The following is a 24412-nucleotide window of genomic DNA, read 5'->3' as shown; positions in this document are numbered from 1 at the left end:
CAGACAACGTGCAGCCCCATTAGTCCCCACACGGAACGGCCGGCGCTGCACATATTTTACACTGCACAGCTCCGACCAGCCATTGTATTGTTTTTTCCTTCGTCGGGGATAGCCCGAAAAGCGTTATCTGACCCGCGGCAACGACATGCGCAGCAAGCCATAGCCGACCACCGCCGCCGCGGTGGAGCCCAGCAGGATCCCCAGACGGGAATAGGTGCCGAGCGCGGCATCCGCATCGCCGAACGCCAGCGAAGCGATGAAAATCGACATGGTGAAACCAATACCACAGAGCACGGAAACGGCAAACACCTGTTTGAAGCCGATGCCTTCCGGCAGCCGGGCAATGCCTATCTTCACCGCCAGCAGGCTGAAGATGAAGATGCCCAGCGGCTTGCCGATAAACAAACCGGCCGCGATGCCCATCGGCAACAGCGAGGTCAGCCCGTCCAGCGACACGCCCTGCAGGGAAACGCCGGCGTTGGCGAAGGCGAACAGCGGCAGGATCATGAACGCCACCCAGGGGTGCAGCTCATGCTCCAGCGTCTCGGACGGCGAAGGGCCTTTCTTCACCTTCAGCGGGATCATAAAGCCGACGATCACCCCGGCCAGCGTCGCGTGCACCCCGGATTTGAGGATCGCCACCCACAGCACCAGCCCGACCATCATATACAGCGAGGTTTTGCCCACCCCGCGCCAGTTCATCAGCCCCAGCAGCGCAATGGCCGCCGCCGCCACGCCCAGCGCCGCCAGCGACACCTCATGGGTATAGAACAGCGCGATAATCACAATCACGCCCAGGTCGTCGATAATCGCCAGCGCCAGCAGAAACACTTTCAGGCTGGTCGGCACCCGGTTGCCCAGCAGCGCCATCACGCCCAGCGCAAAGGCGATGTCGGTTGCGGCCGGGATCGCCCAGCCCTGGCGGGTAACCTCGTCCGCGCCGTTGAACAGCAGGTAGATCAACGCCGGCGCCAGCATGCCGCCCAGCGCGGCGATCGCCGGGAATACCGCCTTGTCGCGCCCGGCCAGCGAGCCCTGCATCAGCTCACGCTTGACCTCCAGCCCCACCACCAGGAAGAAGACTGCCATCAGGCCATCGTTGATCCACAGCAGCAGCGGCTTGGCGATTTCCAGCGAGGAGATTTTCACCATCACCGGCAGGTTCAGGAAGGCGTGGTAAATTCCCTGCACCGGCGTATTGGCCATGATCAGGGCGACGATCGCCGCCAGGATCAGAATGACGCCGCCGGCGGCTTCCTGACGTAAAAATTGACGAATAATGTTGGTCACAATACGTCTCTCCAGATTTGAACGGGGGTTTCTCGGCCCCCGCATGCAAAACAATGGATTGAGTATAGACGGCGTTTCACTTCGATAAAATACGTTTATAAATGCTAAATGGCTCGTCAAAACCGATCTGTTTGCTGTATAAGTCACATTATCGCCTTGGCGAAAATCCTGACCGCAACCCAATAAAAACCCCGGGTCAAAAGCCCGGGGTTGCCAGAGTGCGCCAACAGAAACAGCAGCTTAGCGCGTCAGGTCGTCAAAGAACTTTTTCACCCCGTCGAAGAAGCTCTTCGAGCGCGGGCTGTTCTTGTCACCGGACGGGCCTCCGAGGCTTTCTTCCAGCTCTTTCAACAACTGCTTCTGCTTGTCGTTCAGATTAACCGGGGTTTCCACCACCACGCGGCACAGCAAGTCGCCCTGGCTGCCGCCGCGCACCGATTTAACGCCCTTGCCGCGCATGCGGAACAGCTTGCCGGTCTGGGTTTCCGCAGGCACTTTCAGCTTCACCCGGCCGTCCAGCGTCGGCACTTCAATCTCGCCGCCCAACGCCGCCATGGCGAAGTTGATCGGCACTTCGCAGTACAGGTTGTTGCCTTCACGCTCGAAGATCGGGTGAGCCTTCACCTGGACCTGTACGTACAGATCGCCAGCCGGCGCGCCGTGCTCGCCCGCTTCGCCCTCACCCGCCAGGCGGATGCGGTCGCCGGTATCCACGCCTGCCGGGATTTTCACCGACAGCGTTTTGGCTTTTTCTACCCGGCCGTGGCCGTGGCATTTGTTGCACGGGTCTTTGATTATCTGGCCGCGACCGTGACAGTGCGGACAAGCCTGCTGTACGGTAAAGAAGCCCTGGCGCATCTGCACCTGGCCCTGACCGTGGCAGGTCGGACAGGTCACCGGCGAACTGCCGGGCTTGGCGCCGCTGCCGTGGCAGACGTCGCACTCTTCCAGCGTCGGGATGCGGATCTCTTTGGTGACGCCACGCACCGCTTCCTCGAGGGACAGCTCCATGTTATAGCGCAGATCGGAACCGCGGCTGGCGCGCTGACGGCGACCCCCGCCGAAGATGTCGCCAAACACGTCGCCAAAGATATCGCTGAAGTCAGCGCCGCCGCCGCCGAAGCCGCCGCCGCCCATGCCGCCTTGCTCAAAGGCCGCGTGCCCGTATTGATCGTAGGCCGCGCGCTTCTGATCGTCGGTCAGGACTTCATACGCTTCCTTGATCTCTTTAAATTGACTCTCGGCGTCTTTTTCCTGGTTACGGTCAGGATGGTATTTCATCGCCAGGCGTTTATACGCCTTTTTTATCTCGCGTTCATCCGCCGTTTTGCTGACGCCGAGAATCTCGTAATAGTCTTTCTTGGCCATTCTTTTGCTTACCCTTAACATGCGTGCACGGGCGTAGAGTTGCCTCGACGCCCGTGCTGGTTTCCGGTGGCGGCCTCGCGGCCGCCCCGTGCCCGCTTAAGGGCGATTATTTTTTGTCTTTAACTTCTTCGAACTCGGCGTCAACCACGTCGTCGTCTTTCTGCGCCGCGTTGTCGGCACCGGCGTCAGCGCCTTGCTGAGCCTGCTGCGCCTGAGCCATTTCCAGCAGCTTGCCGGACACCTGCACCAGCGCCTGGGTCTTCGCTTCGATCTCGGCTTTATCTTCGCCTTTCACCGCGGTTTCCAGATCTTTCAGCGCCGCTTCGATAGCCGTTTTGTCTTCCGCCGGCAGTTTGTCGCCTGCTTCTTCCAGCTGCTTACGGGTGCCGTGGATCAGGTGATCCGCCTGGTTGCGGGTCTGCACCAGCTCTTCGAACTTGCGGTCAGACTCGGCGTTCAGCTCGGCGTCGCGCACCATTTTCTGGATTTCTTCTTCGTTCAGGCCGGAAGACGCCTTGATGGTGATCTTCTGCTCGCGGCCGGTGTTCTTGTCTTTGGCGGACACGTGCAGGATGCCGTCGGCATCGATATCGAAGGTCACTTCGATCTGCGCCATGCCGCGCGGTGCAGCCTGGATGCCGTCCAGGTTGAACTGGCCCAGAGACTTGTTGTCGTTGGCGCGCTTGCGCTCACCCTGCAGCACGTGGATGGTTACCGCAGACTGGTTGTCTTCAGCGGTAGAGAACACCTGGCTGTGCTTGGTCGGGATGGTGGTGTTTTTGGTGATCAGCGGCGTCATCACGCTGCCCATGGTTTCGATACCCAGCGACAGCGGGGTAACGTCCAGCAGCAGAACGTCCTTCACATCACCGGCCAACACGCCGCCCTGCACCGCAGCGCCTACGGCAACCGCTTCGTCCGGGTTAACGTCTTTACGCGGTTCTTTGCCGAAGAAGTCAGCGACTTTCTTCTGTACCATTGGCATACGGGTCTGGCCGCCGACCAGGATCACGTCCTGAATGTCGGAAACCGACAGGCCTGCGTCTTTCAGCGCCACTTTCAGCGGCTCGATGGAGCGCGCAACCAGATCTTCAACCAGCGACTCGAGTTTCGCACGGGTCACTTTGATGTTCATGTGTTTTGGACCGGTCGCGTCTGCAGTGATGTACGGCAGGTTAACGTCGGTCTGCTGAGCGGAAGACAGTTCGATCTTCGCTTTCTCGGCGGCTTCTTTCAGACGCTGCATCGCCAGCGGATCGTTGCGCAGATCGATGCCTTGCTCTTTCTTGAACTCTTCCACCAGATAGTTGATCAGGCGGCTGTCGAAGTCTTCGCCACCCAGGTGGGTATCACCGTTGGTCGCCAGCACTTCGAAGGTTTTTTCGCCGTCAACGTCGTCGATTTCGATGATGGAGATATCGAAAGTACCGCCGCCCAGGTCATAAACCGCGATGGTGCGGTTGCCGACTTCTTTGTCCAGGCCGTAAGCCAGGGCCGCAGCGGTCGGTTCGTTGATGATGCGTTTTACTTCCAGACCTGCGATACGGCCGGCGTCTTTGGTCGCCTGACGCTGTGCGTCGTTGAAGTAAGCAGGTACGGTGATAACCGCTTCGGTTACCGGTTCGCCCAGGTAATCTTCAGCCGTTTTCTTCATTTTCTTCAGCACTTCGGCAGAGATCTGCGGCGGTGCCATTTTCTGGCCTTTCACTTCCAGCCAGGCGTCGCCGTTGTCGGCCTCGATAATTTTGTACGGCATGATGCCTTTATCGCGCTGCGCTTCTTCATCCTGGAAGCGACGGCCAATCAGGCGTTTGATCGCGAACAGCGTGTTCTGCGGGTTAGTCACAGCCTGACGCTTAGCCGGCTGGCCAACCAGAATCTCACCGTCTTGGGTATAGGCGATAATAGAAGGAGTGGTGCGGTCGCCCTCGGCGTTTTCCAGCACGCGTGCCTTGGCACCATCCATAATTGCTACGCAAGAGTTGGTAGTACCCAGGTCGATACCAATAATTTTGCCCATCTAAACGTCTCCACTAATAAATTCATAATCGGTCAGGTTGCTAACCTATATGCGGGCGATTTTTTGCTTTTCAACTGCCCGATATTTCAGTCTTACCCGCGGTTAGCAACTGCGGTTGCAAATAAGATGGGGCCATCCGACTCAGCATCAAGGGGCAAGGCGAAAAAAATTTCTTTTTTATCGTCATCCAGATCATTGTTTCCTGTTCCGGGGATCATTATGATGCCGCGCGCTCTGATGGAAATCCTGGACTTTTCGGCCATTCAGACCATTTATGATTTTAATTAGCTGTTTCCGTTAACTTTCTGTTATCGCAGAGGACTTATGCACACCAACAAGTTGGCGAATCCCGGCCCTCTCGGCCTGATGGGCTTCGGGATGACCACCGTCTTGCTGAACCTGCACAACGCGGGCTTTTTCCCACTGAACTCCGCCATCATCAGCATGGGGATCTTCTTCGGCGGGCTGGCCCAGATCATGGCCGGCCTGCTGGAATACCGGAAGGGCAACACCTTCGGCATGACCGCCTTCATCTCTTACGGCAGCTTCTGGCTGAGCCTGGTGGGCCTGCTGCTGCTGCCGCGCCTGGGGCTGGCCGACGCCACCGAAGCCCGCGTGCTGGGCATCTATCTGGCGCTGTGGGGCGTCTTCACCCTGTTCATGTTCTTCGGCACCCTGCGCGCCAATCGCGTGCTGCAGTTCGTGTTCGCCAGCCTGACGCTGCTGTTCGCCCTGTTGGCCGTCGGCAACATCACCGGCAATCAGGCGCTGCTGAACTTCGCCGGCTATGAAGGCATTGTCTGCGGCGCCAGCGCCATTTATCTGGCGATGGCCGAGGTGCTCAACGAACAGCTGGGCCGCAAGGTGCTGCCGATCGGCGAAGTGAACGCCCCACCGAGCGTCGCCGTGCCGGCCATGGCGTAATCGCCTGTCGCCCGACATAAAACAGCCCTGCGTCGCAGGGCTTTTTTTTAGCCGCAGGAGCCGGCTGGCCGCTCCCTTGCCTCGCTGTTCAAATCGCGGTGCAGGTAGATGCCCAGCAGCAGCCCGATGACCGACAACGCCAGCACGTAGTAAGCGGGCGCTAACGGGGTTAATTTCATGATCAAGGTCACAAATATCGGGGTTAAACCGCCAAAAATAGCGTACGAAACGTTATATGAGAACGAAATGCCGGTAAATCGCACTTCCGCCGGAAACGCCCGCACCATCACGTACGGTACCGCCCCCACCACGCCCACGCTGAAGCCCACCAGCGCATAGCAGGCGAACAGCATTTCCGGGTGAACGCCCACCGTCCGATAGAACAGCCAGCTGCAGCCGGCCAACAGAAGGCTGCCGACCACCAGCGTTTTGCTGGCGCCGAAGCGATCGGCCGCCAGCCCGGCGGCGATGCAGCCGGCGATCAGCATGACGGTGGCGATGCTGTTGGCCTGCAGCGTCAGCGCCGGCGCTATGCCGAACTGTTTCTGCAGGTAGGTCGGGGTCATCAGGATCACCACCACGATGCCGGCGGACAGCAGCCAGGTCAGCAGCATCGACACCGCCACCTCTTTCTTGTGGTTGAGCACCACCGACTTCAGCGGCAGCTCTTCCGCCAAGGCTTTGCGCGCCTGCATTTCGATGAAGATCGGCGTCTCCTGCAGCCAGCGGCGCAGGTACATCGCCACCAGCCCGAACATGCCGCCCAGCAGGAAAGGAATGCGCCAGCCGCCGTCGATGATGGTCTGCTGGCTGAGCGTGGTGTTGATCACCGTCGCCACCACCGAGCCGAGCAGGATGCCGACGGTCAGGCCGGCGGTCAGCGTGCCGCAGGCAAAGCCGATGCGGCGGCGCGGCACGTGCTCGGCGACGAACACCCAGGCGCCCGGCACCTCGCCGCCGATCGCCGCCCCCTGCAATACGCGCATCAGCAGCAGCAACAGCGGCGCGGCGATGCCGATGCTGGCGTAGGTCGGCAGCAGGCCCATCGCCAGCGTCGGCAACGCCATCAGCAGAATGCTCAGGGTAAACATCTTTTTGCGGCCGACCAGATCGCCGAAGTGCGCCATCACGATGCCGCCCAGCGGGCGGGCCAAATAGCCGGCGGCGAAGATGCCGAAGGTTTGCACCAGCCGCAGCCATTCCGGCATGTCCGCCGGGAAGAACAGCTCGCCGACCACGGCGGCGAAGAAGACGAAAATGATGAAGTCGTAGAACTCCAGCGCGCCGCCCAGCGCGGCCAGCGTCAACGTTTTATAGTCTTGCCGGTTTAACCGGCGATTATTGTCGTGAGGCATAGGGTACCGTCGGAGAAGGCTGTAAAAATAAAAGCCGCAGGCTTTCTGTAAAAGAATCCTTACTATAGCGGCAAATTATTTTCACACCAGACGGCCTGAAGCTAATCGCTCAGATCGCTGAAATTTAGAGGTTTATCTCGCGGCGCGCGTTCTTCGGACGAAATGCTGCTACCACCGCGCTCTGCGTTTCCACATAAGGCCCTTCCAGCAGTTGAATGCAATAAGGCACGCTGGCGAAAATGCCGTGCACCCGCGTATTGCCCTGCTCGTCCTTCACCCCTTCCAGCGTTTCCTTGATCGACTTCGGCTGCCCGGGCAGGTTGATGATCAGCGCCTGCTTGCGGATCGCCCCCACCTGGCGTGAAAGAATCGCCGTTGGCACATAGTGTAGGCTGATTTGGCGCATTTGCTCGCCGAAGCCGGGCATCACGCGATCGGCTACCGCCAGGGTCGCGTCGGGGGTCACGTCGCGGCGCGCCGGGCCGGTGCCGCCGGTGGTCAGCACCAGATGGCAGCCCATTTCGTCCACCAGCTCGCAGAGCGTCTGCTCGATCAGCGTTTGCTCATCGGGGATCAGCCGGGTTTCGAGCTTGAACGGCGTCGCCAACGCGCCGGTCAGCCACTCTTCCAGCGCCGGAATGCCCTTGTCCTGGTAAACGCCGCCGGAAGCGCGGTCAGAAACGGAAACCAAACCAATACGTAATATGTCCATGCGTAACCTCTACAGCCTGATGGGTCCGGGCGGGTTCGCTCCCGCCCTGTCATTGATCCTGAGAGTATAAGGCGTCAACCGGCCGCAGGGATCTGCAGGCATAAAAAAAGGCGGCCTGAGCCACCTTTTTATTGCGCTGTCTGCCGGAATTACAGCAGATCGGCGATCATTTTTTCCAGCTTGCCCTGGTCTACGGCGAACTTGCGGATGCCGTCGGTCAGTTTCTCGACCGCCATCGGATCCTGGTTGTGCTGCCAGTAGAACTCAGGCTCGGTCAGCGCAGCGGGGCGCGCCTTCACTTCGCCGGTGTAAGACAGTTTGCGTTCCAGCGCGCCTTCGCTTTCCGCCAGCTCTTTGAGCAGCGCCGGGGCGATGGTCAGACGGTCGCAGCCGGCCAGCTCGATGATCTCGCCGACGTTACGGAAGCTGGCGCCCATCACCACGGTGTTGTAACCGTGTTCTTTGTAGTACTGATAGATCTCGGTAACTGAAACCACGCCCGGATCTTCGTGCGGAGCGAACTCTTTCTTGTCGCCGTTGGCTTTGTACCAGTCGAGGATACGGCCAACGAACGGGGAGATCAGGTAAACGCCGGCTTCGGCGCAGGCGCGCGCCTGGGCGAAGGAGAACAGCAGCGTCAGGTTACAGTTGATGCCTTCTTTCTCCAGCTGCTCCGCCGCGCGGATGCCCTGCCAGGTAGAGGCCAGTTTGATCAGGATGCGCTCGTTGCTGATGCCGGCTTCGTTGTACAGCTTGATCAGGCGCTTGGCCTTGGCCACGCTGGCGACGGTGTCGTAAGACAGGCGAGCGTCCACTTCGGTGGAGATGCGGCCCGGAACCAGTTTGAGGATCTCCAGACCGATATTTACCGCCAGCTTGTCGGCGGCGTCGGCGATCTGCTGCTCGCGATCGCCGCTCTGCTCACGCGCCCAGGCGATGGCTTCGTCAATCAGTTTGCGGTATTCAGGAATTTGGGCTGCATTGAGGATCAGCGAAGGGTTGGTGGTGGCGTCTTGCGGTTGATACAGCTTCATTGCCGCGATATCGCCGGTGTCCGCAACCACCGTGGTGAGCTGGCGCAGGGAAGTTAATTTGTCGGTCATGTTGGCATTATCTCATCGTTTGTGCATGAACTTTTGGCATTGTTCAACCATGCCCTTCCCTGATAATAACATGCGCAAGGCCCGGCGCAAGGCTGGAAAATCCCGCCCCGGCGGCGCCTGTTTTATCCTTGGGCGAGCAACCGTTTACGCCGATATCTTTCGTCATTCCCGAGGCGATGAAAAGGCAATAACGTGCTATCGGTAGAAGAAATTATGTTAAATTCGCAAAAAATGATGCAATTCGTTTGGCGATCTGCGAAAAATCTCAATTCTCTGGCGCCGATCTGATTTCGGCTAAGCTCTTGTAAAAACTGGCCCAATGCTTTTCACCCGCGGTGGATGTTGCCGGGTGTGCGTGACATGTCGACGAAGGAGGGATCCCGTGACGGACCTGATGAATTTTATAAACAATATTTTGTGGGGTTCGGTACTGATCTATCTACTGCTCGGCACCGGCATTTATTTCACCCTGCGCACCCGCTTTATCCAGCTTCGCCACTTCAGCCATATGTTCTCGGTGCTGAAACACAGCAACAAAAGCGACAGCGCCGGCATCTCCTCTTTTCAGGCATTGTGCACCACCCTGGCGGCGCGCGTCGGCACCGGCAACCTGACCGGCGTGGCCATCGCCCTCACCGCCGGCGGCCCCGGCGCCATCTTCTGGATGTGGGTAGTGGCCTTTATCGGCATGGCCACCTCCTTTATCGAAAGCACCTTGGCGCAGCTGTACAAAACCAAAGACGACAACGGCAACTATCGCGGCGGCCCGGCCTACTATATGGAAAGGGGGCTGGGGATGCGCTGGATGGGGGTGATGTTTTCCGTCTTCCTGATCCTCGCCTTCGGCCTGGTGTTCAATGCGGTGCAGGCCAACTCCATCGCGCAGGCTTCCGCCGTCGCGTTCAATTTGCAACCGCTGCACGTCGGCATCGGGCTGGTCTTGCTCAGCGGCGTGGTGATCTTCGGCGGCATTCGCTCCATCGCCCGGGTGGCCGAGCTGGTGGTGCCGCTGATGGCCGGCGCCTATCTGCTGCTGGCGCTTTGGGTGATTGGCCACAACATTGAGCATATGCCGGCGATCCTGGCGCTGGTGTTCAAAAGCGCCTTCGGCCTGCAGGAAGCGGCGGCCGGCGCGGTCGGCTACGGCATTTCTCAGGCGATGACCCAGGGGGTGCAGCGCGGGCTGTTCTCCAACGAGGCCGGCATGGGCTCGGCGCCCAATGCGGCGGCCTCCGCTTCCCCTTATCCGCCCCATCCCGCCTCGCAGGGCTACGTGCAAATGCTCGGGGTGTTTATCGACACCATCGTCATCTGCAGCGCCACGGCGGCGATCATTCTGTCCTCCGGCATTCTGGACCAGCCGAGCGCCACCGTCAGCGGCATCGATCTGACCCAGCGAGCGCTGTCCGCCGCCGTCGGCAGCTGGGGCACGCCGTTTGTCGCCATCGCCATTTTCTTCTTCGCCTTTACCTCGATCATCGCCAACTACGCCTATGCGGAGAACAACCTGGTATTCCTCGAACATAACCACCCTGGCGGGCTGCTGCTTTTCCGCTGCGTAGCGCTGGGCATGGTGATGTTCGGCGCGCTGGCCGAGCTGCCTGTGGTGTGGAAAATGGCGGATACCTCGATGGCGCTGATGGCGATCACCAACCTGACGGCGATCCTGCTGCTGTCGCGGGTGGCGCTGAAGCTGGCCGATGACTATCACCGCCAGCGCCGGCTGGGCAAGCTGCCGACCTTTGACGTCAACCGCTATCCGGAGCTGAAGCCGCAGCTGGAGCCGGGCGTTTGGGACACCCCCAAGCCGCCGCGCTGATGCGGCAGGGGCGTCAACCGCACGCCCCGCCTATCAGACCTATTGCCCCTTTTTGCCGCGCTTTTTGTTACAGTATCAGCACTTGGAAAAACAGGATCTGGCCATGCTCGTTATTATTTCACCTGCTAAAACTCTTGATTATGAAAGCCCGCTGGCGACAGAACGCTTCACCCAGCCTGAGCTGCTGGACAAGTCTCAGCGGCTTATCAAAATTTGCCGCGAGCTGACGCCGGCGCAAATCTCCAGCCTGATGGGCATCAGCGACAAGCTGGCCGGGCTGAACGCCGCGCGCTTCAGCGACTGGCGGCCAAAATTCACCCCGGACAACGCGCGCCAGGCGCTGCTGGCGTTTAAGGGCGACGTCTATACCGGCCTGCAGGCGCAGGACTTCAGCGAAGCGGATTTCGATTTCGCCCAACAACATCTGCGCATGCTTTCCGGCCTGTACGGCGTGCTGCGCCCGCTCGATCTGATGATGCCTTACCGCCTGGAGATGGGTATCCGGTTGGAAAACCCCAAGGGCAAAGACCTGTACAGCTTCTGGGGCGACCAAATCACCCAAAAGCTGAACGAAGCGCTGGCGCAACAGGGTGATGACGTGGTGGTGAATCTGGCTTCCGACGAGTATTTCAAATCGGTGAAGCCGGCCAAGCTGCACGGCACGCTGCTCAAGCCGGTGTTCCTCGACGAGAAGAACGGCAAGTACAAGGTGATCAGCTTCTACGCCAAGAAGGCGCGCGGATTGATGAGCCGCTTCATCATCAAGAACCGCCTGACCCGCAGCGATCAGCTGGCGGACTTCAATCTGGAAGGTTACGCCTTCGACGAAGCCGGCTCGCAGGGCAGCGAACTGGTGTTCAAACGCCCCGAGCAATCATAAAAAAAGCCGTCGCAAGACGGCTTTTTCATTATGGGCGGGGAGACTCAGGCCGGCAGCGCCATCAGGAACTTGCGCAACTCGCCGAAGCCGGCAGGCAGGCTGTGGGACAGCAGCGGCAAATCGGCCCGCAGCGCCAGCGCCTTGGGCAGCGGCAGCTCCTGGCCGAGGATCGCTTCCACGCTCTCTTTGAATTTGGCCGGATGCGCGGTGCCGAGGAACAGGCCGAACTCCCCTTCCTGCAGCCGATCGCGCAGCGCGCGGTAGGCGATAGCCGCATGCGGTTCTGAGACATAGCCCAACTCGGCCAGCTCGCGCATCGTATCTTTGGTGGTTTCGTCGCTCACCGCCGCGTGGCCCAGCTCTTTCAACTGCCAGATCTTGCGGCGGAACAGCTCTTCCACCCGCGGCCAGTTGTTCGGCTGGCTGACGTCCATGGCGTTGGACAGCGTCGCCACGGTGGCATGCGGCTGCCATTGGCCGTTGGTCAGGAAGCGCGGCACGGTGTCGTTGGCGTTGGTGGCGGCGATGAAACGCTTCACCGGCAGGCCCAGCGACTTCGCCAGCAGGCCGGCGGTCAGGTCGCCGAAGTTGCCGCTCGGCACCGAGATCACCAGCTGATTGCGCGCTTCCTGCGGCAGCTGCGCCACCGCTTCGAAGTAGTAGCAAATCTGCGCCAGCAGGCGGCTGATGTTGATCGAGTTGGCCGAGTTCAGGTGCAGCGCCTCTTTCAGCTCCGCATCGTCAAACGCCTGCTTCACCAGCGCCTGGCAGGCGTCGAAGTCGCCGTCGATCGCCACGGTGTGGATGTTGCCGCCCAGGGTGCAGAACAGCTTTTCCTGCAGCGGGCTGATCTTGCCCTGCGGATAGAGGATCACCACCCGCACGTTCTTCAGGCCGTAGAACGCGTGCGCCACGGCGGCGCCGGTGTCGCCCGAAGTGGCGGTCAGAATGGTCACCGGCTGATCGCCGGCCACTTCCGCCAGCATCTGCGCCATGAAACGGCCGCCGAAGTCCTTGAACGCCAGCGTCGGGCCGTGGAACAGCTCCAGGCAGGCCACGTCATCCTCCACCTGCGCCACCGGCGCCGGGAATTCAAACGCCGCCGCCACGCGTTTGTGCAGCGCCGCTTCCGACACTTCGTCGCCGATAAACGCCGACAGAATGCGGCTGCTGCGGGTGACAAAGTCCTGCTCCAGCAACTGGTCGATTTCGGTCAGTTCGAACTCCGGCAGATCCAGCGGGAAAAACAGCCCCTGCTGTTTGCCCAGGCCCTGTTTGATCGCCTGTGCGAAGCTGACCTGCTCGTTGTGATCCTTAAGGTTGTACAGTTTCATGCGTTATCCCAGTAGTCGAGCGCCTGCGGTATCCAGACGGCAAATATGAACAAAACCTTCGTCGTTTTGCAGATAGTGATTTTTCAGCCAGTCGGCCATGCGTTGCGCGGTGGCGCCGTCGTTGCACACGGCGAACAGCGTCGGGCCGGAGCCGGAGATGCCGCAGGCCAGCGCGCCGATGTCCTGCGCGGCCTTGCGCGCTTCGGCAAAGCCCGGCAGCAGGCGGGTGCGGTACGGCTCGGCGATCACATCCTGCATCAGCTTGGCGGCCAGCTGCGGTTGCTGGGTGTGGCAGGCATGGATAAAGCCCGCCAGATAGCGGCCATGGCTGATGCAGTCCTGACGACGGTACTGCGCGGGTAAAATCGCGCGCGCCTCGGCGGTGGAGACCTTGATGCCCGGATAGGCCATCACCCACAGCCAGTCGTTAAAGCATGGCACTTCCTGGCTGATGAAGCCTTCTTCTTCCAGCATCAGCTGCAGCCCGCCGAGATAGCAGGGGGCGACGTTGTCGTAATGCACGCTGCCGGAAATGCGCCCTTCCAGCTCGCCCATCAGGCCGAGCAGCGTCATCTTGTCCAGCGGGCGGTCGCAGAATTCGTTCATCGCCATCAGGCCGGCGACCACCGAACAGGCGCTGGAGCCCAGGCCGGAACCGATAGGCATGTTTTTCTCCAGCCGCATCGCCACCGGAATTTCGCGGCCAATCTCCTGGCAGAAACGCTCCCAGCACTGATACACGATATTTTCTTTCGGATCGTCCGGCAGCTTGCTGACGAAGCGGCCGGCGTTCTGCAGGCTGAACGCGTCGGCGGCTTCGACGCTGACGCAATCGCCCAGCAGAGTGCCGTCGATCGGCGATACCGCCGCGCCCAGCACGTCGAAACCGACGCTGACGTTGCCAATCGAGGCCGGTGCATACACCTTAACCATATTAAACTCCCAACTTCCATGACAGTGTGCGCAGCAGGTCGGCGAAGACCCCCGCCGCAGTCACATCGTTACCCGCGCCGTAGCCGCGCAACACCAGCGGCAGCGGCTGATAATAGCGGCTGTAGAAGGCCAGCGCGTTCTCGCCGTTCTTCACTTTATACAACGGATCGTTGCCGTCTACCGCATCAATGCGTACCTGGCAGCGCCCCTCTTCAATCACCCCGACGTAGCGCAGCACCTTGCCCTGTTCGGCGGCGTCGGCCACGTTGCGCGCAAACGCCTTGTCCAGCTCGGGCAGCCGCGCCATAAAGGATTCCACGTCGCCGGACGCGTCGAAGGACGGCGGCAGCACCGATTCGACCTCGATGTCATCCAGCTCCAGCTTGTAACCGGCTTCGCGCGCCAGGATCAACAGCTTGCGGGCCACGTCCATGCCGGACAGGTCGTCGCGCGGGTCCGGCTCGGTGTAGCCGTTGGCCTTGGCCTGCCGGGTGGCCGCCGACAGCGACATGCCCTCGTCCAGCTTGCCGAAGATGAAAGACAGCGAACCGGACAGGATGCCGGAGAAACGCGTCAGCTCGTCGCCGGCGTTCAGCAGGTTTTGCAGGTTTTCGATCACCGGCAGGCCGGCGCCAACGTTGGTGTCATACAAAAACTTGCGGCGTGAACCGGCGGCCGCGGTGCGCAGTTGCTGATAATAGTTCATCGACGAGGTGTTGGCCTTCTTGTTCGGCGTCACCACGTGGAAGCCGTCGCTCAGGAAGTCCGCGTACTGATCCGCCACCGCCTGGCTGGAGGTGCAGTCGACGATCACCGGGTTCAGCAGGTGGTACTCCTTCACCAGGCGGATCAGGCGGCCCAGGTTGAACGGCTCCTGCGCGCCGGCCAGCTCATCGCGCCAGCTGTCCAGCGCGATGCCGTGCACGTTGGTCAGCATGGCGCGCGAGTTGGCGATGCCGCACACCCGCAGGTCGATATGCTTTTGCTTCAGCCACGGCTGCTGGCGGTAGATCTGCTCGATCAGCGCGCCGCCGACGCCGCCGACGCCGATGACGAACACTTCGATCACCTGGTCGGTGTTGAACAGCATCTGATGGCAAACGCGCACGCCGGTGGTGGCGGAATCATTGCTGACCACCACCGAGATGGAACGCTCGGAAGACCCCTGGGCGATGGCGACGATATTGATGTTGGCGCGCGCCAGCGCGGAGAAGAAGCGGGCGGAGATGCCGCGCAGGGTGCGCATGCCGTCGCCGACCACCGAAATGACCGCCAGCTGCTCCATGACGTCCAGCGGCTCCAGCACCCCGTCTTTCAGCTCCAGATAGAACTCGTCTTCCAGCGCGCGACGCGCCCGCTGCAGCTCGCCCTGCGGCACGCAGAAGCTGATGCTGTATTCGGAAGAGGACTGGGTGATCAGCACCACCGAGATGCCGGCGCGCGACATCACGGCGAACACCCGGGCGGCCATGCCGATCATGCCCTTCATGCCCGGGCCGGAGACGTTGATCATCGCCATGTTGTTCAGGTTGGTGATGCCCTTCACCGGCATCTCGTCGTCCGAGCTGTCTCGGCCAATCAGCGTGCCCGGGGCCTGCGGGTTGGCGGTGTTTTTGATCAGGCAAGGGATTTGGAACTGGGCGATGGGGGCGATGGTGCGGGGGTGAAGAACTTTGGCGCCGAAGTAGGAAAGCTCCATCGCCTCCCGGTACGACATCGATTTCAACAGCCTGGCGTCCGGCACGGTGCGCGGATCGCAGGTATAAACGCCGTCGACGTCGGTCCAGATCTCGCAGCAGTCGGCGCGCAGGCAGGCGGCCAGCACCGCGGCGGAATAGTCGGAGCCGTTGCGGCCCAGCACCACCAGCTCGCCCCTATCGTTGCCGGCGGTGAAACCGGCCATCAGCACGACGTGATCGGCCGGGATCGCCGCAGCGGCGATGCGCAGCGTGGATTCGGCGATGTCCACCGTGGACTCCAGGTAGTGGCCCTGCGCCAGCAGTTTCTCCACCGGATTGATCACCGTCACCGGGAAACCCTTGGCCAGGAACACGCCTTCCATGATGGCGATGGAGAGCTTCTCGCCGCGGCAGATGATCGCGGCGTTGACGCTGTCCGGGCACTGCCCCAGCAGCGCCACGCCGTGCAGCACCTGCTTGAGCTGGGCGAATTCCTGCTCGACGGCGGCCTTCAGGCGATCGTATTCAAAGCCGGGCAGCGCCTGGGCCAGGCCGCTCAGCAGATCGGCGAAGATGCGTTCGGCGTCGCTCATATTCGGCAGAATGTCTTGTCCAGCCACCGTTTTTTCAATCATCGCCACCAGGTGGTTGGTGATCTTGGCGGGCGCGGACAATACCGTGGCCACCTGTCCCTGACGCGCATTACTTTCCATGATGTCGGCGACGCGCAGAAAACGTTCCGCATTCGCTACCGAGGTTCCGCCAAATTTCAGCACTCGCATTTCTGATCTCTCCCGAATTTAAGCCGAAAAAAAAGCCCGCACTGGTTAGGTGCGGGCTTTTTTCTGTGTTTCCTGTACGCGTCAGCCCGCCCCGTTACCTGTGGTATCGGTGGTGGTAATAATTGTGGTGTTCAGGCTGATGTTTCGCATGTTTTCTGTCTGTCTCATTAAATACTCTGTCCCCTCTATTGGTTAAAGCAATCGCGATCCCAAGTCAAATTATTTCTTATTTTCGCTTATTTCCTGTTCAGCCGCCCGATTGAGCGAAGCGACAGTGGAAAAGCGAAATGACAGAACAAAAAAACAACCTGACGGCGATTTTGCAGTGGATCACACTGGATATCCGCCAGAGAGTGTGGGTATCACTTGGTGAGTTTTTTTTCGATGTCATGCAGCAAAGTGTGCAGCATGGCCGTATCCCGCTGTTGCAACGCGCCAAGCCGCTGGTGCAGCCAATCGCGCAATTTTTGATCGTCGCTCACCCCCAGCGCGCTCAACAGCCCCTCGGCGCGCTGACGCAGCGCGTTGAGCTGCCCGGCGTTGGCCGACGGCTCCTGCGGCGCGCCGATCTGCATCAGCTCGGCCAGCTGATAGCAGTACACCATCACCGCCTGGCCGAGGTTCAGCGAGGGATAGTCCGCCTGCATCGGCACGCCGGTCAGCAAATCCGCCAGCGCCAGCTCTTCGTTGGTCAGCCCGGAATCTTCACGGCCGAACACCAGCGCGGCCTGATTCACCCACTCCCGGCGTTCGGTCAGCTGTTCCAGCAGCTGCGGCGGCGTGCAGTAGTAGTGAAAGCGCGCACGGCTGCGGGCGGTGGTGGCGACGGTAAAATCCACGTCCGCCAGCGCCTGTTCCAGGGTGGCGAAGGTTTGCACGCCGTCGAGGATCTCACCGGCGCCGTGCGCCACCCAGCGCGCCGCCGGCTGCAGGTGCGCTTCGCTGTCGACGATGCGCAGCGAAGTGAAGCCCATGGTTTTCATCGCCCGCGCTGCGGCGCCGACGTTTTCCGGCCGGGCCGGAGCCACCAAAACAATATGAAGCTGCATCAATACTCCACCGAAAATAGGAGGCGCGGTTTTGACTGTTCAACCTGGCCCGCTTATATTTACAATTGCGCAACAAAGAAAGCCTTAATTGCTACAAACGAGAGTAAACAGGTTATTGGCCGAATAAACCGTGCGTAATAGACATTATTATCGCTTATGTTTTACTGTACTTATTAATCAATGCGTTAAAACAACACGCCGATCAATAAGCGGCTAATTGTACCCTATTGGGCCCGAGGATGCTGAATCGTTCACAGAATTTGAGCTTCTGTGACTTAAGCTGGCATTCCTGTAAGTGTTTTTCACAAATCTGTTAACGTGCTACAATTGAATTTGATATATGTCAACAAACCGTAGTTTTGTTGGGTGATGAATTCGGCACGCGCTGTTATATTGCTGTTAATAGGGTTAGGATATGCGCCGTTTCGGCACCTTTGGGGTTGTAGGGAATAGCATCCCCACCAAGCTAGCGATCTTGTTGACATGAGATGGAAAGTGCATCAAGAACGAGTTTACGTACTTTAGTCATTTGCTGAGAGGGAACGTGGCGCTATCTCTGCCCTCCTCTGAGAAAACAAAGACTTCTGTACTTCCTATTTTCTATTTTGTTGGCAATTTTAGGTAGCAAATATGCAGACCCCGCACATTCTGATTGTCGAAGACGAGTTAGTCACTCGTAACACCCTGAAGAGCATTTTCGAGGCGGAAGGCTACATTGTTCATGAAGCCAATGATGGTGCAGAGATGCACAATATCCTGTCTGAAAATGATATCAATCTGGTCATCATGGACATCAATCTGCCAGGCAAAAACGGCCTGCTGCTGGCGCGCGAACTGCGTGAACAGGCCAGCGTGGCGCTGATGTTCCTGACCGGCCGCGATAACGAGGTCGATAAAATTCTCGGCCTGGAAATCGGCGCCGACGATTACATCACCAAGCCGTTCAACCCGCGTGAATTGACCATTCGCGCGCGCAACCTGCTGTCGCGCACCATGAACCTCGGCAGCGTCGGCGAAGAACGCCGCCTGGTTGAAAGCTACAAATTCAACGGTTGGGAGCTGGACATCAACAGCCGCTCGCTGATCAGCCCGGCGGGCGAACAGTACAAGCTGCCGCGCAGCGAATTCCGCGCGATGCTGCACTTCTGCGAAAACCCGGGCAAGATCCAGTCCCGCGGCGAACTGCTGAAGAAAATGACCGGCCGTGAGCTGAAGCCGCACGACCGCACCGTTGACGTGACCATCCGTCGCATTCGCAAACATTTCGAATCGACCCCGGACACGCCGGAAATCATCGCCACCATTCACGGCGAAGGCTACCGTTTCTGCGGCGAACTGGAAGAGTAATTCCCGCGGCGAAACGAAACGGGGTTCAGCATGCTGAACCCCGTTTTTTTATTTGGCCTCACCCCAGGGGATGATCGGCACCGCGCTCAACGCATTCTTCGGCGAGCCGTCGACCACCCGGTCAGAGTAGCTCAGGTAGATCAGCGCGTTGCGCTTGGCGTCATAAAAGCGCACCACCTGCAGCTTCTTGAACACCAACGACGTGCGCTTCTGGAACACCACCGTGCCTTCCGACTTGCCGTTCTTGATCTTGTCGCTCAGCGCGATCGGCCCTACCTGCTGGCAGGAAATCGCCGCATCGGCGGTATCTTCCGCCAACCCCAGCCCGCCTTTGATGCCGCCGGTTTTGGCGCGGCTGATATAACAAGTTACATTTTTAACATCCGGATCGTCGAACGCTTCCACCACAATTTTGTGGTCTGGACCAAACAGTTTGAATACCGTATCCACCGACCCTACCTGTTCCGCCTGCGCGCTGTTTACCGTGGCGCAAACTAAACCAAACAAAAATATCCATCCTTTTTTCATTCACTTAACTCCAACAAAAACTGGCCTATGAAAACAGGCCCAGTAATCAAAATTATTTATGTTTCAGCTCACAGAATCAGGCTTTTACTGGTCCGCACCGTCCCTTTTAGCACAGAGCGTGAAAAAAATCTTTGGGAGTCTCGGAGGAAAAAAATTGCTATTATGCGGCGTCGTTATTTCTTTGCGCCCACCCAGGTGTGCCCCAATCCAACTCTTGCGCAGTGCGCGTAGTAAGAGGCAAAGAGTGCAACGCAAAATGGCTCATGGATCGGTCTGATAGCGCAAGCACCAGCGTGATGAATCAACAGTTCGGGTTCCTACCCTAAAGCTCTACGAGGAAGATCTATGGATCAAGCCGGTATCATTCGTGATCTGCTTAGCTGGCTGGAAAGCCATTTGGACCAACCCTTGTCGCTGGACAACGTCGCGGCGAAAGCGGGCTACTCCAAATGGCATCTGCAAAGGATGTTCAAAGATATTACCGGTAACGCCATCGGTGCTTACATCCGGGCCAGAAGGCTGTCCAAAGCCGCCGTGGCGCTGCGTTTAACCAGCCGGCCCATTCTGGACATCGCCCTGCAGTATCGCTTCGACTCGCAACAGACCTTCACTCGCGCATTCAAGAAACAGTTTGCGCAAACGCCGGCGCTCTATCGCCGCGCCGAGGACTGGAATTCATTCGGCATCTGCCCGCCCATCCGCCTGGGGGCCTTTACCCTGCCGCAGCCGGAGTTCGTCACCTTGCCGGAGCAGCACCTGATTGGCCTGACCCAGAGCTACTCCTGTACGCTGGAGCAAATTTCCACGTTCCGCACCGAGCTGCGCTCGCAGTTCTGGCGCCAGTATCTGGGCGACGTCGACACGCTGCCGCCGGTGCTGTACGGGTTGCACCATTCGCACCCGAGCCAGGAAAAGGACGACGAACAGGAAGTGTTGTACACCACGGCGCTGGAGCCGCATCACGTGCCGGAAAAGGTGCAGGAGGGCCAACCGCTGGTGCTGCAGGGCGGCGAGTACGCCATGTTCAGCTACGAGGGGCCCACTTCAGGCCTGCAGGACTTTATCCTGATGGTCTACGGCACCTGCCTGCCGGCGCTCAAGCTGACGCGCCGCAAAGGGCACGATATCGAGCGCTTCTATCCGAAGGGTGACCGGCGGCCACCCCAGCCGCCCACCGAGATCAGCTGCGACTACCTGATCCCGATCCGGCGTTAACGCTGCAGTTCGTCCAGCGCGGGCATGTCCAGATGCGTGACATCGCCCGCGGTTTCGACGATCCAGCCGGAAGCCAGCCACGGGCTTTGCTGGTGATCGACGCGCGACAGCGAACAGTTGCGCAAACGCAGGCGGCGTTCCGCATAGGCCGGCAGCCCCAACACCGTACTGATCAAGCACCCCAGCGCAATGCCATGGCTGACGATCAGCGGTTTGCTGCCTTCCGGCAGCATCAGGCAGCTTTCCAGCGCGGCGCGCATCCGCTCGCCCAGCTCTTCCATGGATTCACCTTGAGGGATACGGCCGTCAGGAGTACCATCGACCATCTGTTTGCGCCACTGTTCTTCCTGCGGCGTCAGGCTGTCGATCAGGCGTTCCTCCAGAACCCCCATATGCAACTCACGCAAACGTGAATCGTCAATCACCTCGCAGCCGCAGGCGTCTGCGATGATTTGCGCGGTGCGGCGGGTACGCCCCAGATCGCTGGTGATAACGTGCGTGATGCCCTCTTTGCTGACGCGCCCGGCCACCAGATGGGCCTGGTGTTCACCCTTGGCGGTTAACGGGCTGTCAGACTGGCCCTGGATGCGGCGAGCCGCATTCCATTCCGTTTCGCCATGGCGAACGAGGTATACCTGTAACATTTTTGTTTTCCGTTATACTGCGTGAAACTTGAGTTTGTCTCCGCCCGGCGGTCGCTTGCGCACTCGCCCGGCGTATCGGATAGAAGGATATCAAACCCGTTATGTACCATGTTGTCGCTGCAACTACCAACCCGGCAAAGATCAAGGCTATTCAATTGGCTTTTGACGACGCCTTTGGCGCGAACCAATGCCGCATTGAATCCGTCGACGTCGCCAGCGGCGTTTCGCTGCAGCCGATAGGCAACCACGAAACCCGCACCGGCGCGCGCCAGCGGGTGATGGAAGCGCGTCAGGTGCGGCCGGAAGCCGATTTCTGGGTCGGCGTAGAGGCCGGAATTGAAGAGAACATGACCTTTGCCTGGATGACGATAGAAAACCCGCTTACCCGCGGTGAATCGCGTTCAGCCAGCCTGATGCTGCCCGAGGCCATTTTACAGGGTATCCGCGCCGGCCGCGAGCTGGGCAGCGAAATGGCGAACATCACCGGCAACGCCGAAGTGAAACGCCAGGGCGGCGCGATTGGCGTCTTTACCGACGGGCGGCTGAGCCGCACCAGCGTCTACCACCAGGCCCTGCTGCTGGCGCTGGTGCCGTTCCACAACGCCATCTACCAGCAGCACCAGCAGTAACGCGCGTTACTGCGCATCGCCCAGCAGCTGTTGCTCCAGCCACTGTTTCAACGCCGGCGAGGCCGCCTTCAGGCTGTTCGAACCGCGGGTGATGGTGGCTATTCCCGCCCCCAGTTCGTTCTTCAGCTCGCGCTGGCTCATTTCGCCGCGCATCAACTCCTGAATAATCCGCACCCGGGTGCCGAGCGCAGTGCGCTCGTCCGGCGTCAGCAGGAGCTGCATCAGCGGCTGGTGCAGCTCCTGCGCGAACGAATTCTGCAGCAGCGCGACGAAGCGCAGCCAATCCTCATTGCCTTGTTCTGAAAGAGCGGGGTCGTTTAGCGATAATTGCGTCATGGCAGCCACCATACTATTTAACTAGTACAGCAGCATACCATAGGGCGACAAAAATCAATAACGCCGCTGCCACTCGGCGTCGGTCAGCACCTTGGCCGGCCGGTGCGTCAGGTAGCGGTAAAATGCGTCGTAAGCCAGCACGTTCTTGACGTAGCCGCGGGTTTCCGAGAACGGAATGCTCTCGACGAACGCCACCGGGTCGATGCGCCCCGCACTGTTGCCCAGCCAGGTATTCACCCGCGACGGGCCGGCGTTATAGGCCGCCGTCGACAAAATGCGGTTGCGGCCGAACTGCTGATAGACGTATTCCAGGTAGCGGGTGCCGATGGTGATGTTGGTCTGCGGATCGAACAGCTGGCTCGGGCCGCTGTACCCCGGAATATTGAACATCTGCACCGTATGCTGCGCAGTGCGCGGCATCACCTGCATCAGGCCGGTGGCGCCCACCGGCGACTGCGCCTTCGGGTTCCAGGCGCTCTCCTGACGGGCGATCGCCATCGCATAGCTCGGGGTGATCCCCTTGTCGTCGGTCGCGCGCCGGAACTCCTGCGGCCAGGCGACCGGGAAGCGTTCTTCGAGATGGTCCCACAGCTTGCCGACGATGGTGGCCTGCACGCTGAGATCGGCCCATTTCTGCTCGAAGGCGTAGCGGGCCAGCGCTTCTTGTTCAGGGCGGCTGCGGCTGACGACGAACGAACTCCACTCGCTGCGCGCCAGATTATCCATATTCCAGTACATCAGCTCGCGCACCCGGGCGATTTCCGGCCCGTCCACCAGCGAGGCGCGCGGCTTGGCCGCTACCGCCACCATCACCGGATAAGTGGCGTTCAGCCTTTGCGCCGCCACCATCGGGTAGAAGCCGCGTTCGGTCATCAGGTTGCGCAGGATCTCTTCACCCTCGCTGCGCTTGCCGTCGTCCAGCAGCATGCTGGCGCGCCAGTAGCGCCATTCATCCTTATTGCGCGACTCCGTCGGCAGGCGCGCCAGCCAGGTGGCCACGCCCTGACGATCGCCGTTGCCCAGGGCCATGCGCACCCGCCGCTCCAGCAACGCCGGCGACTGGCTGCGCAAAATAACCCGATCGCGCCACTGGGTCTGTTCATAGGTAGCGTCGTTGCCCATCAGGCGCCAGGCCACCGCTTCTTCCAGCCCCAGACGTTCGCTGTCGCTCATCTTCTGCAGGCGGGCGATGGTCGGGATCATCGCCCGGGCATTCTCGGCGTCCTGCCGCGCCAGGCGCTCGAACGCAATGCCGGTAGCGGCGCGGGTAAAGTCGGTCGGCCCCACGCTGCGGGCGAAGGCTTCCACCGTGGTCGGATCGTTCTGCAGGCGCACCAGCGCATCGCCCATGGTTTGGTACTCGGACGGCAGCTGGCGGTACAGGCTGTTGACCAACGCGCTGTTGCCCTCTTTCAGCGCCAGCTTCATGCGCTCCAGCGTGCTCAGCGGCGTTTGCTTGCCCGCGCCGCGCCACACGTTAAACAGTTTGTCGCAGGCGCCCGGCAGCGTTTTGCCGCTCATCCACAGGTCGTCGGCACCGTTCCAGGCCGCCTGCCGATCGCCGGTGGCCCACTTGGCGTAGTAATAATTGCAGCGGGCCGCCACCGGTTTCGGGGCCTGCGGGCTGAACGCCAGCAGGGTACGCCAGTCTTCACGGCGCGCCAGCTCATTGACGAAGCGCGGCGTCAGCGACCTGGCCGGCGGCAGCGTCGGATTTTTCTTGATGAAGTCGTTCACTTCGGAGAACCCGGCCTGACTGAGATCCTGCGTCAGTTCGCGGTATTGCAAATAGGGGTAAAGCGGGTAATCGCGCAGCGTCGGCATCAGCTGCGCCACCACGTCCATACGATTGCTGTCCCACGCCTGTTTGATTTGCTGGTAACGCTGGCGTTGGGCGTCCAGAGAGTCCGCCAGCGCCGCGCCGGAAAACGCCGTCAGGCACAGCCCTACCGCCAACAGCCGCCGCTTGTCTACCTTGACCATACTCGCTCTTTCCTCGCTGGTTATGCTGTCGAGAGCCGGTTCACCCCGTCGCCGCGCGCGTCAGCGGCCAACGGCGGATGAGGCAGGCTCCCCAACGTTGCCTGCCCGGCCGCGCTTGGGCGCCACCAGGCAAAAAAGGCCGGGCCGCTAGCCCGGACGCTGGTATCTACCATAGACAGCGCAATCGCTTATCCATTCAATACTGTAGAAGAAGAAGTGTATCGTCACGACGGGCGCCAGGTAAAAAACGTTTACCTTGGCTGACAAATCAGCGCGCCGTTCGCCGCCGATATCCTCGTTGAGGTTAATGACGGCCCGCCCGGTAATTTCCGTGAAATAACCTCAAATCATTCGCCACCAAATTAGCTAAAAACGCACCTCATCGCCTGCCGGCCAGCCAAACGCGGCAACTTTTCGGAAAAGCGGTGGCAAACCCCGCAAGGCATTTTTATACTGTTAAAAAGAAGTAAGATAAATCCGAG

Annotated in this window: 21 protein-coding genes and 1 other annotated feature; of the genes, 6 read left to right on the top strand and 15 right to left on the bottom strand. The window is 60.0% G+C overall.

Annotated features, from left to right (window positions below; genetic code table 11):
- Nucleotides 1-123: 123 nt before the first annotated feature.
- The 3 genes from nhaA to dnaK form a co-directional block, all read right to left on the bottom strand.
- Nucleotides 124-1290: a Na+/H+ antiporter NhaA gene (gene nhaA / locus CKW09_RS03620; protein WP_095095703.1), complete on the bottom strand. Its 1167-nt coding sequence runs from the start codon at nucleotides 1288-1290 to the stop codon at nucleotides 124-126.
- 240 nt (nucleotides 1291-1530) lie between these two features.
- Nucleotides 1531-2658: a molecular chaperone DnaJ gene (gene dnaJ / locus CKW09_RS03615; RefSeq protein ID WP_095095700.1), complete on the bottom strand. Its 1128-nt coding sequence runs from the start codon at nucleotides 2656-2658 to the stop codon at nucleotides 1531-1533.
- 106 nt (nucleotides 2659-2764) lie between these two features.
- The gene (dnaK, locus tag CKW09_RS03610) at nucleotides 2765-4678 is read right to left on the bottom strand and encodes a molecular chaperone DnaK (RefSeq protein ID WP_061794905.1); all 1914 of its coding nucleotides are present in this window, start codon (nucleotides 4676-4678) and stop codon (nucleotides 2765-2767) included.
- A gap of 324 nt (nucleotides 4679-5002) precedes the next feature.
- Here dnaK and satP point away from each other — a divergent pair, with 324 nt between their 5' ends.
- Entirely contained in the window at nucleotides 5003-5602 is a 600-nt protein-coding gene (gene satP, locus CKW09_RS03605; RefSeq protein WP_095095697.1) for an acetate uptake transporter, read from the top strand.
- A 47-nt stretch (nucleotides 5603-5649) separates the two neighbouring features.
- Here satP and CKW09_RS03600 read toward each other — a convergent pair whose 3' ends face one another.
- The 3 genes from CKW09_RS03600 to tal all read right to left on the bottom strand — a co-directional run bounded on the left by CKW09_RS03600 (nucleotide 5650) and on the right by tal (nucleotide 8772).
- Nucleotides 5650-6957 carry an MFS transporter gene (locus CKW09_RS03600; RefSeq protein WP_061794903.1) on the bottom strand — a complete coding sequence of 436 codons (1308 nt, stop codon included), beginning with the start codon at nucleotides 6955-6957 and terminating at the stop codon, nucleotides 5650-5652.
- 124 nt (nucleotides 6958-7081) lie between these two features.
- Entirely contained in the window at nucleotides 7082-7669 is a 588-nt protein-coding gene (gene mog, locus CKW09_RS03595; protein WP_061794902.1) for a molybdopterin adenylyltransferase, read from the bottom strand.
- A gap of 149 nt (nucleotides 7670-7818) precedes the next feature.
- Nucleotides 7819-8772, bottom strand: coding sequence for a transaldolase (gene tal / locus CKW09_RS03590; protein ID WP_061794901.1), 954 nt, complete (start codon nucleotides 8770-8772; stop codon nucleotides 7819-7821).
- A 382-nt stretch (nucleotides 8773-9154) separates the two neighbouring features.
- Between tal and CKW09_RS03585 the strand changes: the two genes are divergently transcribed.
- Together CKW09_RS03585 and yaaA are read left to right on the top strand one after the other, a co-directional pair.
- A complete protein-coding gene (locus CKW09_RS03585) occupies nucleotides 9155-10591 on the top strand; it encodes an alanine/glycine:cation symporter family protein (RefSeq protein WP_061794900.1) in 1437 nt (478 codons plus the stop codon).
- Nucleotides 10592-10694: 103 nt separating this feature from the next.
- Complete coding sequence (gene yaaA, locus CKW09_RS03580) at nucleotides 10695-11471, top strand: peroxide stress protein YaaA (RefSeq protein ID WP_095099995.1); 777 nt, start codon at nucleotides 10695-10697, stop codon at nucleotides 11469-11471.
- 44 nt (nucleotides 11472-11515) lie between these two features.
- On the opposite strand, the gene thrC is transcribed toward yaaA, so the two are convergent.
- From thrC to CKW09_RS03555, 5 genes are all read right to left on the bottom strand, one after another.
- Nucleotides 11516-12805 (bottom strand): threonine synthase, encoded by a 1290-nt coding sequence (gene thrC, locus CKW09_RS03575; protein WP_061794899.1) that lies wholly within the window; start codon nucleotides 12803-12805, stop codon nucleotides 11516-11518.
- 3 nt (nucleotides 12806-12808) lie between these two features.
- Complete coding sequence (gene thrB / locus CKW09_RS03570; protein ID WP_061794898.1) at nucleotides 12809-13738, bottom strand: homoserine kinase; 930 nt, start codon at nucleotides 13736-13738, stop codon at nucleotides 12809-12811.
- A 1-nt stretch (nucleotide 13739) separates the two neighbouring features.
- Nucleotides 13740-16199 carry a bifunctional aspartate kinase/homoserine dehydrogenase I gene (gene thrA, locus CKW09_RS03565; RefSeq protein ID WP_061794897.1) on the bottom strand — a complete coding sequence of 820 codons (2460 nt, stop codon included), beginning with the start codon at nucleotides 16197-16199 and terminating at the stop codon, nucleotides 13740-13742.
- Nucleotides 16200-16224: 25 nt separating this feature from the next.
- Nucleotides 16225-16342, bottom strand: a sequence feature (Thr leader region).
- Nucleotides 16281-16349, bottom strand: a complete 69-nt coding sequence (thrL, locus tag CKW09_RS03560; RefSeq protein WP_071998276.1) for a thr operon leader peptide — start codon at nucleotides 16347-16349, stop codon at nucleotides 16281-16283. (Overlaps the previous feature by 62 nt.)
- A 212-nt stretch (nucleotides 16350-16561) precedes the next feature.
- Nucleotides 16562-17248, bottom strand: a complete 687-nt coding sequence (locus tag CKW09_RS03555) for a tRNA/rRNA methyltransferase (RefSeq protein WP_061794896.1) — start codon at nucleotides 17246-17248, stop codon at nucleotides 16562-16564.
- Between the two features lie 630 nt (nucleotides 17249-17878).
- Between CKW09_RS03555 and arcA the strand changes: the two genes are divergently transcribed.
- A complete protein-coding gene (arcA, locus tag CKW09_RS03550) occupies nucleotides 17879-18595 on the top strand; it encodes a two-component system response regulator ArcA (protein WP_061794895.1) in 717 nt (238 codons plus the stop codon).
- A gap of 48 nt (nucleotides 18596-18643) precedes the next feature.
- On the opposite strand, the gene creA is transcribed toward arcA, so the two are convergent.
- Nucleotides 18644-19123 (bottom strand): protein CreA, encoded by a 480-nt coding sequence (gene creA / locus CKW09_RS03545; RefSeq protein ID WP_095095695.1) that lies wholly within the window; start codon nucleotides 19121-19123, stop codon nucleotides 18644-18646.
- 345 nt (nucleotides 19124-19468) lie between these two features.
- Here creA and robA point away from each other — a divergent pair, with 345 nt between their 5' ends.
- On the top strand, nucleotides 19469-20338 hold the full coding sequence (robA, locus tag CKW09_RS03540; RefSeq protein WP_061794893.1) for an MDR efflux pump AcrAB transcriptional activator RobA: 870 nt from the start codon (nucleotides 19469-19471) through the stop codon (nucleotides 20336-20338).
- On the opposite strand, the gene gpmB is transcribed toward robA, so the two are convergent.
- On the bottom strand, nucleotides 20335-20982 hold the full coding sequence (gpmB, locus tag CKW09_RS03535; RefSeq protein WP_061794892.1) for a 2,3-diphosphoglycerate-dependent phosphoglycerate mutase GpmB: 648 nt from the start codon (nucleotides 20980-20982) through the stop codon (nucleotides 20335-20337). The genes robA and gpmB overlap by 4 nt on opposite strands.
- Before the next feature lie 101 nt (nucleotides 20983-21083).
- Here gpmB and yjjX point away from each other — a divergent pair, with 101 nt between their 5' ends.
- The gene (yjjX, locus tag CKW09_RS03530; RefSeq protein WP_061794891.1) at nucleotides 21084-21611 is read left to right on the top strand and encodes an inosine/xanthosine triphosphatase; all 528 of its coding nucleotides are present in this window, start codon (nucleotides 21084-21086) and stop codon (nucleotides 21609-21611) included.
- Between the two features lie 6 nt (nucleotides 21612-21617).
- Here yjjX and trpR read toward each other — a convergent pair whose 3' ends face one another.
- Both trpR and sltY read right to left on the bottom strand, forming a co-directional pair.
- Nucleotides 21618-21947, bottom strand: a complete 330-nt coding sequence (gene trpR / locus CKW09_RS03525) for a trp operon repressor (protein WP_061794890.1) — start codon at nucleotides 21945-21947, stop codon at nucleotides 21618-21620.
- A gap of 54 nt (nucleotides 21948-22001) precedes the next feature.
- Complete coding sequence (gene sltY, locus CKW09_RS03520; protein WP_061794889.1) at nucleotides 22002-23930, bottom strand: murein transglycosylase; 1929 nt, start codon at nucleotides 23928-23930, stop codon at nucleotides 22002-22004.
- Nucleotides 23931-24412 lie beyond the last annotated feature (482 nt).

Origin of the sequence: Serratia ficaria, assembly GCF_900187015.1 — a bacterium.
GTDB classification, from domain to species: Bacteria; Pseudomonadota; Gammaproteobacteria; order Enterobacterales; family Enterobacteriaceae; genus Serratia; species Serratia ficaria.
This window is presented reverse-complemented; position numbering and strand designations above follow the sequence as displayed.